The organism is Streptomyces sp. NPDC012510 (assembly GCF_042955065.1).
Taxonomy (GTDB): Bacteria; Actinomycetota; Actinomycetes; order Streptomycetales; family Streptomycetaceae; genus Streptomyces.
Genome location: NZ_JBIBEN010000006.1, coordinates 192448 through 206774 on the forward strand (window position 1 = coordinate 192448; position 14327 = coordinate 206774).

Sequence of the window (14327 nt, forward strand, 5' to 3'; positions counted from 1 at the left end):
AGGCCGTCCCCGAGAGATCGGGGGCGGCCTCGTGTCGTTGAGCGACCCGTACCGGTCAGTACCGCCGTATCTGCCATATCCGCCGCATCCGCCGATCAACCAGGAGGTGCCGAGCCCATGGCGCTCGACCAGTCCTTCGTGGGGCGTTCCTACCCGCCCACCGACCCCTACGAGGTCGGCCGGGAGAAGATCCGTGAGTTCGCGGAGGCCGTGGGGGACGCCAACCCGGCGTACACGGACCCCGAGGCCGCCAAGGCACTCGGGTACCCCGAGGTGATCGCCCCCCCGACCTTCGTGTTCTCGATCACGTTCAAGGCCGCGGGACTCGTCATCGCCGATCCGCAGCTCGGCCTCGACTACAGCCGCGTGGTGCACGGCGATCAGAAGTTCGCCTACACGCGCCCGGTGCGCGCCGGTGACCGGCTGACGGTCACCTCCACCATCGAGGCGATCAAGTCGCTGGCGGGCAACGACATCCTGGACGTCCGGGGCGAGGTCCACGACGAGGCCGGCGAGCACGTCGTGACCGCCTGGACCAAGCTCGTGGCCCGCGCGGCCGAGGAGGCGTGAGGACCCGATGACCGCGAAGATCTCCTACGACGACGTCGAGGTCGGCACCGAACTGCCCGCCCAGACCTTCGGCGTGACCCGCGCCACCCTCGTCCAGTACGCGGGGGCCTCCGGCGACTTCAACCCCATCCACTGGAACGAGAAGTTCGCCAAGGAGGTCGGCCTCCCGGACGTCATCGCGCACGGCATGTTCACCATGGCCGAGGCGATCCGTGTCGTCACCGACTGGACCGGCGACCCGGGCTCGGTCGTCGAGTACGGCGTCCGCTTCACCAAGCCCGTCATCGTCCCCAACGACGACCAGGGCGCCACCATCGAGGTCACCGCCAAGGTCGGCGCCAAGCTCGACGACAACACGGTCCGCGTCGACCTGACGGCGATGAGTGCCGGCCAGAAGGTGCTGGGCATGTCCCGGGCAGTCGTACGACTGGCTTGAGGCGGCGTGGGCCGACCGGTCAGGGGCGCCCTCCCTCGTGGGGCGCCCCGGTCGCTGGTCGGGTGCGGGCCGGCGGGGGCTTGCCGCGCGGTTCGCCGCGCCCCTGAAGGGTTGTGGGACCCACGAGCCCCACGCCCGTGAAGGCTCCGCGCGCCGTCCCAGCAGGAGGCGTGGGCCCCGTCTCGTACTCTTGAGCCCGTGCTGGAACTCCACGACGCCCCCCTCGCCCCGCTGACCACGTTCCGCCTGGGCGGGCCCGCACGGCGGCTGCTCACCGCCGTCACCGACGACGAGGTGATCGCCGCCGTCCGTGAGGCCGACGACGCCGGGACGCCGCTGCTGCTGATCGGAGGCGGGTCCAACCTGGTCATCGGGGACGAGGGATTCGCCGGGACCGCGCTGGTCGTCGCGACGAAGGGCTTCGCGCTCGACGGGACGCGGCTGGAGCTGGCCGCAGGTGAGGTGTGGACCGACGCCGTGGCCCGGACCGTCGAGGCCGGACTCGCGGGGATCGAGTGCCTCGCCGGGATCCCGGGCTCCGCCGGCGCGACACCGATCCAGAACGTCGGCGCGTACGGGCAGGAGGTGGCCACCACGATCACCGAGGTCGTCGCCTACGACCGCCTCAGCCGCGAGACGGTCACCGTGTCCAACGCCGAGTGCGCCTTCTCCTACCGGCACAGCCGCTTCAAGGAGGAGCCCGAGCGGTACGTCGTGCTGCGGGTCCGGTTCGAACTGGAGGACGCGGACGGGCTGTCGGGGCCGGTCAAGTACGCCGAGACGGCCCGTGTGCTGGGCGTCGAACCCGGAGACCGGGTGTCCCTGGCCCGGGCCCGCGAGACCGTGCTGAAGCTACGGGCCGGGAAGGGCATGGTGCTCGACCCCGAGGACCACGACACCTGGTCCGCCGGGTCGTTCTTCACCAACCCGATCCTCACGGACGAGCAGTTCGCCGCCTTCCAGGCGCGCGTGCGCGAACGCCTCGGGGCGGACGCCACCCCGCCCGCGTACGCCGCGGGCGACGGTCACACCAAGACCTCCGCGGCGTGGCTGATCGACAAGGCGGGCTTCACCAAGGGGTACGGCACCGGCCCGGCCAGGATCTCCACCAAGCACACCCTGGCCCTCACCAACCGGGGCGCGGCCACCACCGAGGACCTGCTCACGCTGGCCCGCGAGGTCGTGACCGGAGTCCGGGACGCCTTCGGGATCACCCTGGTCAACGAGCCGGTCACGGTGGGCGTCACCCTCTGACGCGGACCTCAGGCGGCGAGCCAGTCGTCGACCCCGGCCAGCAGCTTCTGCTTGACGCCGTCCGGGGCCGCCGAGCCGCGTACCGACTGGCGGGCCAGCTCGGCCAGCTCGGCGTCCGTGAAGCCGTGGTGGTGGCGGGCGATCTCGTACTGCGCCGCGAGGCGTGAGCCGAACAGCAGCGGGTCGTCCGCGCCGAGCGCCATCGGCACACCGGACTCGAACAACGTCCTCAGGGGGACGTCCTCGGGCTTCTCGTAGACACCGAGCGCCACGTTGGACGCCGGGCACACCTCGCAGGTGATCTGCCGGTCCGAGAGCCGCTTCAGCAGCCTGGGATCCTCCGCCGCGCGCACCCCGTGCCCGATCCGTGAGGCGTGCAGGTCGTCCAGACAGTCCCGCACCGACGACGGACCGGTCAGCTCACCGCCGTGCGGCGCCGACAGCAGCCCGCCCTCCCGGGCGATGGCGAAGGCCCGGTCGAAGTCCCTCGCCATGCCCCGGCGCTCGTCGTTGGAGAGCCCGAACCCGACCACGCCCCGGTCCGCGTACCGCACCGCCAGCCGCGCCAGCGTGCGCGCGTCCAGCGGGTGCTTCATCCGGTTCGCGGCCACCAGCACCCGCATCCCGAGGCCGGTCTCCCGCATCGTCGTGTCCACCGCGTCCAGGATGATCTCCAGCGCCGGGATCAGCCCGCCCAGCCGGGGCGCGTACGAGGTCGGGTCGACCTGGATCTCCAGCCAGCCCGAGCCGTCCCGCACATCCTCCTCCGCGGCCTCCCGCACCAGCCGCTGGATGTCCTCCGGCTCCCGCAGACAGGAGCGCGCAGCGTCGTACAGCCGCTGGAAGCGGAACCACCCGCGTTCGTCCGTCGCCCGCAGCCTCGGCGGTTCCCCGCTGGTCAGCGCCTCCGTCAGCGCGTCGGGCAGCAGCACCCCGTGCTTGTCGGCCAGTTCCAGCACGGTCGTGGGCCGCATCGACCCGGTGAAGTGCAGATGCAGATGGGCCTTGGGCAGTTCAGAGAGATCACGTACACGCTCCATCGCCCGATCCTGCCGCACGCCCACGCCGTCCCGGAAGCGGAATCCTCGAACGTGGTCTTGCTCGCACACATGAATAAGGGGCCGCATCCGGACATCCGGACGCGGCCCCGCGAACGCCCAGGACGTCAGTCCGTCGCCTCCGCCAGCAGCTTCTGCACGCGGGAGACACCCTCGACGAGATCCTCGTCACCCAGGGCGTACGACAGGCGCAGATAGCCGGGCGTGCCGAACGCCTCGCCGGGAACGACCGCGACCTCGACCTCCTCCAGGATCAGCGCGGCCAGCTCGACCGTGTTTTGGGGGCGCTTGCCGCGGATCTCCTTGCCGATCAGCTCCTTCACCGACGGGTAGGCGTAGAACGCGCCCTCGGGCTCCGGGCAGAACACGCCGTCGATCTCGTTGAGCATCCGCACGATCGTCCTGCGGCGACGGTCGAAGGCCTCCCGCATCTCGGCGACGGCGTCCAGGTCACCGGAGACGGCGGCGAGGGCGGCGACCTGCGCCACGTTCGACACGTTCGACGTGGCGTGCGACTGGAGGTTCGTCGCGGCCTTGACCACGTCCTTCGGGCCGATGATCCACCCGACACGCCAGCCGGTCATGGCGTACGTCTTGGCGACGCCGTTGACCACGACGCACTTGTCGCGCAGCTCCGGCAGGATCGCGGGCAGCGAGGTGAACGTGGCGTCGCCGTAGACCAGGTGCTCGTAGATCTCGTCGGTCATCACCCACAGGCCGTGTTCGACGGCCCAGCGGCCGATCGCCTCGGCGTCCTCGGCGCTGTAGACCGCGCCGGTCGGGTTGGAGGGGGAGACGAACAGGACGACCTTCGTCTGCTCCGTGCGGGCCGCCTCGAGCTGCTCGACGGAGACGCGGTAGCCGGTGGTCTCGTCGGCGACGACCTCCACCGGGACACCGCCGGCGAGACGGATCGACTCCGGGTAGGTCGTCCAGTACGGCGCCGGGACGATCACCTCGTCGCCCGGGTCGAGGATCGCGGCGAACGCCTCGTAGATGGCCTGCTTGCCGCCGTTGGTGACGAGGACCTGCGACGGGTCGACCTCGTAACCGGAATCGCGCAGGGTCTTCGCGGCGATCGCGGCCTTCAGCTCGGGCAGACCGCCGGCCGGCGTGTAGCGGTGGTACTTCGGGTTCTTGCAGGCCTCGACGGCCGCCTCGACGATGTAGTCCGGGGTCGGGAAGTCGGGCTCACCGGCGCCGAAGCCGATCACCGGACGTCCGGCGGCCTTGAGGGCCTTGGCCTTGGCGTCCACGGCGAGGGTGGCGGACTCGGAGATCGCACCGACTCGGGCGGAGACCCGGCGCTCGGTGGGAGGGGTTGCAGCGCTCATGGGGCCCATCGTTCCAGACCGGAAACGCGCCCGGCACACGGGTTTCACCCAGTGAACAGTTCGGGAACAACCGTCCGTATCCGGGTCCGGGAACGGTCGATCTTCGTCGATCAACGCCCCTACGGACCCTTTCTGTTCGACGGCAGGCCCCGGACCACGTATGCTCTCTCCTCGTTGGCCTTCACCGGCCGCGCCCACCAGGTGCACACCGAGCACTCGGTCGGATGCGGTACGTTGGGGGAGAACCGCAAAGGGTCGTAGCTCAATTGGTAGAGCACTGGTCTCCAAAACCAGCGGTTGGGGGTTCAAGTCCCTCCGGCCCTGCTACACACTCCTCACGCCAGGATGTGTGCGCATGTACGTACAGCAATGTTCCGCCGTGCGGCTCAGACCGGGCGCGGCACGGCCACGACCCGGACCGGAATCAGGTGAGGATGAATGACGGACGCCGTGGGCTCCATCGACACGCCTGATGCCCAGGACGAGGTGCCCGAGGACAAGAAGAAGACCCGCAAGGGCGGCAAGCGCGCCAAGAAGGGCCCGCTGAAGCGCCTCGCGCTCTTCTACCGCCAGATCGTCGCGGAGCTGCGGAAGGTCGTCTGGCCGACCCGCTCCCAGCTGACGACCTACACCACGGTGGTCATTGTCTTCGTCGTCATCATGATCGGTCTTGTTACTGTGATTGACTTCGGACTCGACAAGGCCGCCAAGTACGTCTTCGGCTGAGCCGAGAGCGAAGGGCGCCGTAACCTGGCGCCCCTTTCGCGTGTTCCACCCCCATGCATCCAGGAAGAAGCAGCCACGTGTCTGACCCGAACCTGAACGACGCCATCGAGCCGGACAAGTCCGTGGATGATGAGCTCGACATCGTCGAGGGAGCGGACGAGGTCGACGAGTTCGAGGCTGCGGAGGCCGAGGCGGGGGAGCCGGCCGAGGAAGCGGCCGTGCACGTCGAGGAAGCCGACGTGGACGACGCCGACGACGAAGAGGCGGCCGACGAGGCCGTCGAGGAGGAGACCGAGCCGGTCGACCCCGTCGAGGCCCTGCGTGAGGAACTGCGGACTCTGCCCGGCGAGTGGTACGTCATCCACACGTACGCCGGTTACGAGAACCGCGTGAAGACCAACCTCGAACAGCGTGCCGTCTCGCTGAACGTCGAGGACTTCATCTTCCAGGCCGAGGTGCCGCAGGAAGAGGTCGCGCAGATCAAGAACGGCGAGCGCAAGACGATCCGCCAGAACAAGCTCCCCGGATACGTGCTCGTCCGCATGGACCTGACGAACGAGTCCTGGGGCGTCGTGCGCAACACCCCCGGCGTCACCGGCTTCGTGGGCAACGCCTACGACCCGTACCCGCTGACCCTGGACGAGATCGTCAAGATGCTCGCCCCGGAGGCCGAGGAGAAGGCCGCCCGTGAGGCCGCCGAGGCCGAGGGCAAGCCGGCTCCCGCCCGCAAGGTCGAGGTCCAGGTGCTGGACTTCGAGGTCGGCGACTCGGTCACCGTCACGGACGGCCCGTTCGCCACGCTGCAGGCGACCATCAACGAGATCAACGCGGACTCGAAGAAGGTCAAGGGTCTTGTGGAGATCTTCGGCCGCGAGACCCCGGTCGAGCTGTCGTTCGACCAGATTCAGAAGAACTGAGTTCTTCGGAGCGACACAACCCACGCTTCCGACCAGGTCGGGCAAGCTCTCCGCAGCTTGTCTGACCTGCTCGGTTTTTGGCCGCGCATCTATACCCGCTATCGTTGTGCGGTATGCCTTCATCTGGCCGCGAACCGGATGAGGGCGCACTCGAATCGAAAGGACCCGGAGAGTAATGCCTCCCAAGAAGAAGAAGGTCACGGGGCTCATCAAGCTCCAGATCAACGCCGGTGCGGCGAACCCCGCCCCGCCGGTCGGCCCCGCGCTCGGTCAGCACGGCGTCAACATCATGGAGTTCTGCAAGGCCTACAACGCCGCGACCGAGTCGCAGCGTGGCTGGGTGATCCCGGTGGAGATCACGGTCTACGAGGACCGCTCCTTCACCTTCGTCACCAAGACGCCGCCGGCCGCGAAGATGATCCTCAAGGCCGCGGGTGTCGAGAAGGGCTCCGGCGAGCCGCACAAGACCAAGGTCGCCAAGATCACCGAGGCGCAGGTCCGTGAGATCGCCACGACCAAGCTCCCCGACCTGAACGCCAACGACCTGGACGCCGCGTCGAAGATCATCGCCGGCACGGCCCGTTCCATGGGCATCACGGTCGAGGGCTGAACCCCACCTTCGTAGAACCACGCGGCTCGCGAGGCCGCACGTGGTAGGGCCTGCTCGGCCCGTACACCACGACTCCTTTTAGAACACACAGGAGCAGTTGTGAGCAAGCGCAGCAAGGCTCTCCGCGCTGCGGACGCCAAGGTCGACCGGGACAAGCTCTACGCCCCGCTCGAGGCCGTCCGTCTCGCCAAGGAGACCTCCACCTCCAAGTTCGACGGCACCGTCGAGGTCGCCTTCCGTCTGGGTGTCGACCCGCGCAAGGCCGACCAGATGGTTCGTGGCACCGTGAACCTCCCGCACGGCACCGGTAAGACCGCCCGGGTCCTGGTCTTCGCGACCGGTGACCGTGCCGAGGCCGCGACCGCCGCCGGCGCCGACATCGTCGGCTCCGACGAACTGATCGACGAGGTGGCCAAGGGCCGTCTGGACTTCGACGCCGTCGTCGCCACCCCGGACCTCATGGGCAAGGTCGGCCGCCTGGGCCGCGTGCTCGGTCCCCGTGGTCTCATGCCGAACCCCAAGACCGGCACCGTGACCCCGGACGTCGTGAAGGCCGTCAACGACATCAAGGGCGGCAAGATCGAGTTCCGCGTGGACAAGCACTCGAACCTGCACTTCATCATCGGCAAGACGTCGTTCGACGACACCAAGCTGGTGGAGAACTACGCCGCGGCGCTGGAGGAGATCCTCCGTCTGAAGCCGTCGGCCGCCAAGGGGCGCTACATCAAGAAGGCCGCGATCAGCACCACGATCGGCCCCGGCATTCCGATCGACTCCAACCGCACCCGCAACCTCCTCGTCGAGGAGGACCCGGCCGCCGTCTGAGCCTGACGCTCACCGGCAGCCGCGTCGCGGACGCAACGCCCGAGGACGAGCCCCGCAACCTTTCGAGGTGCGGGGCTCGTCCCTTTTTGCCGTACGGGCCTCTCGCGGGCTTCTCTCGGGTCTTTCCCGCGTACGGGTGGGCATGCGCTCGTGAGTGTGCTGCCCTGGTGGGCGGGGCACGGCAATCTCCCTGGGGGGTGGGCACGCATGACCAGGACGGCCAGGTGTCGTCGTACGGTCCTGTCGTTCGCGGTAGCGGCCGCGCTGACGGGGGTGGCGGCCTGCGGAGCCTCGGAACCGGGCGGGGGAGAGGAGAAGGCCGACCTCTTCGCCGCCCTGAGGCTCGCCGACAGGTCCACGGGCGACGCCGACTCGTCGCGGATCGAGTCCACCGGGAGCCTCGGCGACCTGATGTCCTTCGCGGCGGACGGCGAGATCGACTGGGCGGACGGCCTGGACGGCACCCTGACCCTCACCTACACCGGCGGCCAGGCGGCCGACCGGATGCGCCGGCTGGGCGTCACGTCCACGCGGGCCCGCTATCTGCCCGACGCCTACTTCGCCGACATGGGTGACCTGTTCGCCGGCCGGTACGGCGGCAAACGGTGGATCAGGTACGCGTACGAGGACATGGACGAAGTGATCGGCGGTGCCTCCGGCGCCTACATGACGGAGCATCTGCGGAGCGTCACACCGAACCACTCCGTACGGCTGCTGCTGGCCTCCGGGGACGTCGAGAGGGTCGGCGAGGAGCAGGTGCGCGGTGAGCCGACCACCCACTACGCGGGCACGGTGGACGTCGACGACCTGCGGAAGCGGAACGCGAACCTGGGGGAGGAGACACGTGCAGGGTTGGAGGAACAACTGAAGGCGTCCGGCGTCACCGCCGCCGCCATCGACATCTGGATCAACGACGACGACCTCATGGTCAAGAAGGTCGAACGCGGCGACACGGCGAACGGCGCGCTGGAGTCCACGGCCTACTACAGCGACCACGGTCTCGACGTCACCACCGAGGAGCCGCCGGCCGCGGAGACGGTCGACTACGAAGACCTGCTGAACCGCCTTCCTGGGAGTTGAAACCACCGGATTTGCTTGACGGGGACACGGTCCCGTACGCTTCCGGAGAAGCCAAAGACCGCTGGTCGTTGCCGTGTGCTCGTGAGAGGGCTCGGTGGCCGAAGGATCCGCTGAACTGCGGACGACCCGCGCAGGTGACTGTGGAAGTTGCTCCTGGTCCGGTTCCGTGATCGTACGGAATTCGTCCGGTTGAGCCACGCCCCGTGCGCCTGCGCCGGGGCGTTTCGTTTCCCCAGCCCCTTCCGAGCGGTCCTCATCACCCGGAAGGAGGCCGACGCTCTATGGCAAGGCCCGACAAGGCTGCCGCGGTGGCCGAGCTCACGGAGCAGTTCCGTAGCTCGAACGCCGCCGTGCTGACCGAGTACCGGGGTCTCACTGTGGCGCAGCTCAAGAATCTGCGCCGTTCGCTCGGTGAAGACGCCCAGTACGCCGTGGTGAAGAACACGCTGACCAAGATCGCGGCCAACGAGGCCGGGATCTCGACGCTCGACGACCTGTTCAACGGTCCGACGGCGGTTGCCTTCATCACCGGTGACCCGGTGACGTCGGCGAAGGGTCTTCGTGACTTCGCCAAGGACAACCCGAACCTCGTCATCAAGGGCGGTGTCCTTGACGGCAAGGCGCTGTCCGCCGACGAGATCAAGAAGCTTGCGGACCTCGAGTCCCGCGAGGTTCTGCTCTCCAAGCTGGCGGGTGCCTTCAAGGGCAAGCAGTCCCAGACTGCTCAGCTCTTCCAGGCGCTTCCCTCGAAGCTCGTCCGCACGGTGGACGCTCTTCGCGCCAAGCAGGACGAGCAGGGCGGTGCCGAGTAACTCGGCTCGCGCATTGATCAGCGCCGCCTGAGGCGCGGGTCGTAGCGGGCCGTAAGTACGCCCGCCGTTTCGATACATCCGGCACCTGCCGAATTAGTGGAAGGATCGCCCATCATGGCGAAGCTCAGCCAGGAAGACCTGCTCGCGCAGTTCGAGGAGATGACCCTCATCGAGCTCTCCGAGTTCGTGAAGGCGTTCGAGGAGAAGTTCGACGTCACCGCCGCCGCGGCCGTCGCCGTCGCGGGCCCGGCCCAGGGTGGCCCGGCCGCCCCGGTCGAGGAGGAGAAGGACGAGTTCGACGTCATCCTCACCGGTGCCGGCGACAAGAAGATCCAGGTCATCAAGGTCGTGCGTGAGCTGACCTCCCTGGGCCTGAAGGAGGCCAAGGACCTCGTGGACGGCGCCCCGAAGCCCGTTCTCGAGAAGGTCGCCAAGGACGCCGCGGAGAAGGCCGCCGAGTCCCTCAAGGGCGCCGGCGCCTCCGTCGAGGTCAAGTAAGGCCTCGCTGGTCCGCCAGCACCTCGGGATCCGCGAGGATCCGCGCGGGACGGTTCCGGACAGTTCTGAGACGCGTGTCAAAAGTTTGTTCGAAGCTGTAACGCGGAAGCACTGAAGGGCGATCACCCAACTGGGTGGTCGCCCTTCGGCGTTCCGGGACGTCGAGCGACGGCTGCCTTGCAGTGTCGGTGGCGACGAGTATGGTGATCTTCGTCCTGCCCCGAACGCCCCAGGTGACGAGTCGCGAGTGACGATCGCGGCACCGGGATGGGGTATGAGGGGCCTTGACGAACCGCACGCAGCGCGCAATTCTCAGGACGCGTCGTCACACCGATCCGAACTCCGAGGCATGGATCGACGGCGAAGAGGGCAGTATCAACGTGCATTGAGGGCGTGGGCTTGCGCAGGTGTTGAGAACAACGAGGGTCTCGAGAAACCCGCACTGGACATCAGTGTGCCAAGTGGCTACACTGACCCTTTGCGCTGCCTGTTAGCTGTCCCCTGCCCGTCACCAGGGGCATGCCCTCGCTTGAGCATCGACGAACAGATCATTTCTGACCTGGCTTTTCTGTCAGTTCAGGAACAGCCTGCTCGCTTTGCACAGGAGAGGGGCCGGTACGCGCGTAGTGAGTCCGAGCCCTCGGAAGGACCCCCTCTTGGCCGCCTCGCGCAACGCCTCGACCGCGAATACGAACAACGGCGCCAGCACCGCCCCGCTGCGCATCTCCTTTGCAAAGATCAAGGAGCCTCTTGAGGTTCCCAACCTGCTCGCGCTGCAGACCGAGAGCTTTGACTGGCTGCTCGGGAACACCGCCTGGCAGAGTCGGGTCGAGGAGGCTCTGGAGTCCGGTCAGGACGTCCCCACCAAGTCCGGTCTGGAGGAGATCTTCGAGGAGATCTCCCCGATCGAGGACTTCTCCGGGTCGATGTCGCTGACCTTCCGCGACCACCGCTTCGAGCCGCCGAAGAACAGCATCGACGAGTGCAAGGAGCGCGACTTCACGTACGCCGCCCCGCTCTTCGTCACGGCCGAGTTCACCAACAACGAGACCGGTGAGATCAAGTCCCAGACGGTCTTCATGGGCGACTTCCCGCTCATGACCAACAAGGGCACCTTCGTCATCAACGGCACCGAGCGTGTCGTCGTGTCGCAGCTGGTCCGTTCGCCGGGCGTCTACTTCGACTCCTCGATCGACAAGACGTCCGACAAGGACATCTTCTCCGCCAAGATCATCCCGTCCCGGGGTGCCTGGCTGGAGATGGAGATCGACAAGCGCGACATGGTCGGTGTCCGTATCGACCGCAAGCGCAAGCAGTCCGTGACCGTCCTCCTCAAGGCCCTCGGCTGGACCACCGAGCAGATCCTGGAGGAGTTCGGCGAGTACGAGTCCATGCGCGCCACCCTGGAGAAGGACCACACCCAGGGCCAGGACGACGCGCTGCTCGACATCTACCGCAAGCTGCGTCCGGGCGAGCCCCCCACGCGTGAGGCCGCGCAGACGCTGCTCGAGAACCTGTACTTCAACCCCAAGCGCTACGACCTCGCGAAGGTCGGCCGCTACAAGGTCAACAAGAAGCTGGGTGCGGAGGCTCCGCTCGACGCGGGCGTCCTGACCGTCGAGGACGTCATCTCGACGATCAAGTACCTGGTGAAGCTGCACGCGGGCGAGACCGAGACGGCCGCCGACAACGGCCAGACGATCGTCGTCGAGACCGACGACATCGACCACTTCGGCAACCGTCGTCTGCGCAGCGTCGGCGAGCTCATCCAGAACCAGGTCCGTACGGGTCTGGCGCGTATGGAGCGTGTCGTCCGCGAGCGCATGACGACCCAGGACGTCGAGGCGATCACGCCCCAGACCCTGATCAACATCCGGCCGGTCGTCGCCTCCATCAAGGAGTTCTTCGGCACCAGCCAGCTGTCGCAGTTCATGGACCAGAACAACCCGCTGTCGGGTCTGACGCACAAGCGTCGTCTCTCGGCGCTGGGTCCCGGTGGTCTGTCGCGTGAGCGGGCCGGCTTCGAGGTCCGTGACGTGCACCCGTCTCACTACGGCCGTATGTGCCCCATTGAGACCCCTGAAGGCCCGAACATCGGTCTGATCGGTTCGCTCGCCTCCTACGGCCGCGTCAACGCGTTCGGTTTCGTGGAGACGCCGTACCGCAAGGTCGTCGACGGTCAGGTCACCGACGAGGTGGACTACCTGACGGCCGACGAGGAGGACCGGTTCGTCATCGCGCAGGCCAACGCCACGCTCAACGACGACATGCGGTTCGCCGAGAACCGCGTGCTGGTCCGCCGTCGTGGTGGCGAGGTCGACTACGTCGCCGGTGACGACGTGGACTACATGGACGTCTCGCCGCGCCAGATGGTGTCGGTCGCGACCGCCATGATCCCGTTCCTCGAGCACGACGACGCCAACCGTGCCCTCATGGGCGCGAACATGATGCGTCAGGCCGTGCCGCTCATCAAGAGCGAGTCCCCGCTCGTCGGCACCGGCATGGAGTACCGCTCCGCCGTCGACGCCGGCGACGTGGTCAAGGCCGAGAAGCCCGGTGTGGTCCAGGAGGTCTCCGCGGACTACATCACCACGGCCAACGACGACGGCACGTACATCACGTACCGCCTGGCCAAGTTCGCCCGCTCCAACCAGGGCACCTCGGTCAACCAGAAGGTCATCGTCAACGAGGGCGACCGGATCATCGAGGGCCAGGTCCTCGCCGACGGTCCGGCCACCCAGAACGGCGAGATGGCGCTCGGCAAGAACCTGCTGGTCGCGTTCATGCCGTGGGAGGGTCACAACTACGAGGACGCGATCATCCTGTCGCAGCGCCTCGTGCAGGACGACGTCCTCTCCTCGATCCACATCGAGGAGCACGAGGTCGACGCCCGTGACACCAAGCTCGGCCCCGAGGAGATCACCCGGGACATCCCGAACGTCTCCGAGGAGGTCCTCGCCGACCTCGACGAGCGCGGCATCATCCGCATCGGTGCGGAGGTCATCGCCGGTGACATCCTCGTCGGCAAGGTCACGCCCAAGGGTGAGACCGAGCTGACGCCCGAGGAGCGCCTGCTCCGCGCGATCTTCGGTGAGAAGGCCCGTGAGGTCCGTGACACCTCGCTGAAGGTGCCGCACGGCGAGACCGGCAAGGTCATCGGCGTCCGCGTCTTCGACCGCGAGGAGGGCGACGAGCTTCCCCCCGGTGTCAACCAGCTGGTGCGCGTGTACGTGGCGCAGAAGCGCAAGATCACCGATGGTGACAAGCTCGCCGGCCGTCACGGCAACAAGGGCGTCATCTCCAAGATCCTGCCGATCGAGGACATGCCGTTCCTGGAGGACGGTACCCCGGTCGACATCATCCTCAACCCGCTCGGCGTCCCGTCCCGAATGAACCCGGGACAGGTGCTGGAGATCCACCTCGGCTGGCTCGCCAGCCGCGGCTGGGACGTCTCCGGTCTCGCCGACGAGTGGGCGCAGCGGCTCCAGGTCATCGGCGCCGACTCCGTCGCCCCCGGCACCAACGTCGCGACCCCGGTCTTCGACGGTGCCCGCGAGGACGAGCTCGCCGGTCTGCTGGAGCACACGATCCCGAACCGTGACGGCGAGCGCATGGTGCTTCCGTCCGGCAAGGCGCCGCTGTTCGACGGCCGCTCGGGTGAGCCGTTCCCGGAGCCGATCTCGGTCGGCTACATGTACATCCTCAAGCTGCACCACCTGGTCGACGACAAGCTGCACGCCCGGTCGACCGGTCCGTACTCGATGATCACCCAGCAGCCGCTGGGTGGTAAGGCCCAGTTCGGTGGCCAGCGCTTCGGTGAGATGGAGGTGTGGGCGCTGGAGGCTTACGGCGCCGCGTACGCCCTCCAGGAGCTGCTGACCATCAAGTCCGACGACGTCACCGGCCGTGTGAAGGTCTACGAGGCCATCGTCAAGGGCGAGAACATCCCCGAGCCCGGCATCCCCGAGTCCTTCAAGGTGCTCATCAAGGAGATGCAGTCCCTGTGCCTCAACGTGGAGGTGCTGTCCTCGGACGGCATGTCCATCGAGATGCGCGACACCGACGAGGACGTCTTCCGCGCTGCGGAGGAGCTTGGCATCGACCTGTCCCGGCGCGAGCCGAGCAGCGTCGAAGAGGTCTGACGGGAGTTCGGCGGCCTTCACCATGAAGGCCGCCGGCCCCAGGACCCCCGTATCAGACCCCATGA

At 67.7% G+C, this 14327-nt stretch carries 13 protein-coding genes and 1 tRNA gene; 12 read left to right on the forward strand and 2 right to left on the reverse strand.

From position 1 onward, the window contains the following. Positions 1 to 117 precede the first annotated feature (117 nt). From ACFY9I_RS13510 to ACFY9I_RS13520, 3 genes are all read left to right on the forward strand, one after another. On the forward strand, positions 118 to 570 hold the full coding sequence (locus ACFY9I_RS13510) for a MaoC family dehydratase N-terminal domain-containing protein (RefSeq protein WP_391000848.1): 453 nt from the start codon (positions 118 to 120) through the stop codon (positions 568 to 570). Positions 571 to 577: 7 nt separating this feature from the next. Then, positions 578 to 1006 carry a MaoC/PaaZ C-terminal domain-containing protein gene (locus ACFY9I_RS13515; protein WP_391000851.1) on the forward strand — a complete coding sequence of 143 codons (429 nt, stop codon included), beginning with the start codon at positions 578 to 580 and terminating at the stop codon, positions 1004 to 1006. A gap of 198 nt (positions 1007 to 1204) precedes the next feature. After that, positions 1205 to 2260, forward strand: a complete 1056-nt coding sequence (locus tag ACFY9I_RS13520) for a UDP-N-acetylmuramate dehydrogenase (protein WP_391000854.1) — start codon at positions 1205 to 1207, stop codon at positions 2258 to 2260. A gap of 8 nt (positions 2261 to 2268) precedes the next feature. Here the strand turns inward: ACFY9I_RS13520 and ACFY9I_RS13525 are convergent, their stop codons facing one another. Beyond that, positions 2269 to 3300, reverse strand: coding sequence for an adenosine deaminase (locus ACFY9I_RS13525; RefSeq protein ID WP_391000857.1), 1032 nt, complete (start codon positions 3298 to 3300; stop codon positions 2269 to 2271). A 125-nt stretch (positions 3301 to 3425) separates the two neighbouring features. Then, positions 3426 to 4652: an aminotransferase class I/II-fold pyridoxal phosphate-dependent enzyme gene (locus tag ACFY9I_RS13530; RefSeq protein ID WP_391000860.1), complete on the reverse strand. Its 1227-nt coding sequence runs from the start codon at positions 4650 to 4652 to the stop codon at positions 3426 to 3428. Between the two features lie 251 nt (positions 4653 to 4903). Here ACFY9I_RS13530 and ACFY9I_RS13535 point away from each other — a divergent pair. The 9 genes from ACFY9I_RS13535 to rpoB all read left to right on the forward strand — a co-directional run bounded on the left by ACFY9I_RS13535 (position 4904) and on the right by rpoB (position 14262). Continuing rightward, positions 4904 to 4976: transfer RNA gene (locus ACFY9I_RS13535), tRNA-Trp, on the forward strand. A gap of 114 nt (positions 4977 to 5090) precedes the next feature. Continuing rightward, positions 5091 to 5378: a preprotein translocase subunit SecE gene (gene secE, locus ACFY9I_RS13540; RefSeq protein ID WP_033528314.1), complete on the forward strand. Its 288-nt coding sequence runs from the start codon at positions 5091 to 5093 to the stop codon at positions 5376 to 5378. Between the two features lie 77 nt (positions 5379 to 5455). Beyond that, the gene (gene nusG, locus ACFY9I_RS13545; protein WP_391000863.1) at positions 5456 to 6295 is read left to right on the forward strand and encodes a transcription termination/antitermination protein NusG; all 840 of its coding nucleotides are present in this window, start codon (positions 5456 to 5458) and stop codon (positions 6293 to 6295) included. Between the two features lie 175 nt (positions 6296 to 6470). After that, positions 6471 to 6905, forward strand: coding sequence for a 50S ribosomal protein L11 (gene rplK, locus ACFY9I_RS13550; RefSeq protein WP_005481290.1), 435 nt, complete (start codon positions 6471 to 6473; stop codon positions 6903 to 6905). A 99-nt stretch (positions 6906 to 7004) separates the two neighbouring features. Continuing rightward, positions 7005 to 7730 carry a 50S ribosomal protein L1 gene (gene rplA, locus ACFY9I_RS13555; RefSeq protein ID WP_033528317.1) on the forward strand — a complete coding sequence of 242 codons (726 nt, stop codon included), beginning with the start codon at positions 7005 to 7007 and terminating at the stop codon, positions 7728 to 7730. A 207-nt stretch (positions 7731 to 7937) separates the two neighbouring features. Continuing rightward, entirely contained in the window at positions 7938 to 8810 is an 873-nt protein-coding gene (locus ACFY9I_RS13560; protein WP_391000867.1) for a hypothetical protein, read from the forward strand. A 281-nt stretch (positions 8811 to 9091) separates the two neighbouring features. Further along, a complete protein-coding gene (gene rplJ, locus ACFY9I_RS13565) occupies positions 9092 to 9622 on the forward strand; it encodes a 50S ribosomal protein L10 (protein WP_033528319.1) in 531 nt (176 codons plus the stop codon). 114 nt (positions 9623 to 9736) lie between these two features. Beyond that, positions 9737 to 10120, forward strand: a complete 384-nt coding sequence (gene rplL, locus ACFY9I_RS13570; RefSeq protein WP_030039747.1) for a 50S ribosomal protein L7/L12 — start codon at positions 9737 to 9739, stop codon at positions 10118 to 10120. A 656-nt stretch (positions 10121 to 10776) separates the two neighbouring features. Beyond that, on the forward strand, positions 10777 to 14262 hold the full coding sequence (gene rpoB / locus ACFY9I_RS13575) for a DNA-directed RNA polymerase subunit beta (protein ID WP_391000871.1): 3486 nt from the start codon (positions 10777 to 10779) through the stop codon (positions 14260 to 14262). Positions 14263 to 14327: the final 65 nt, after the last annotated feature.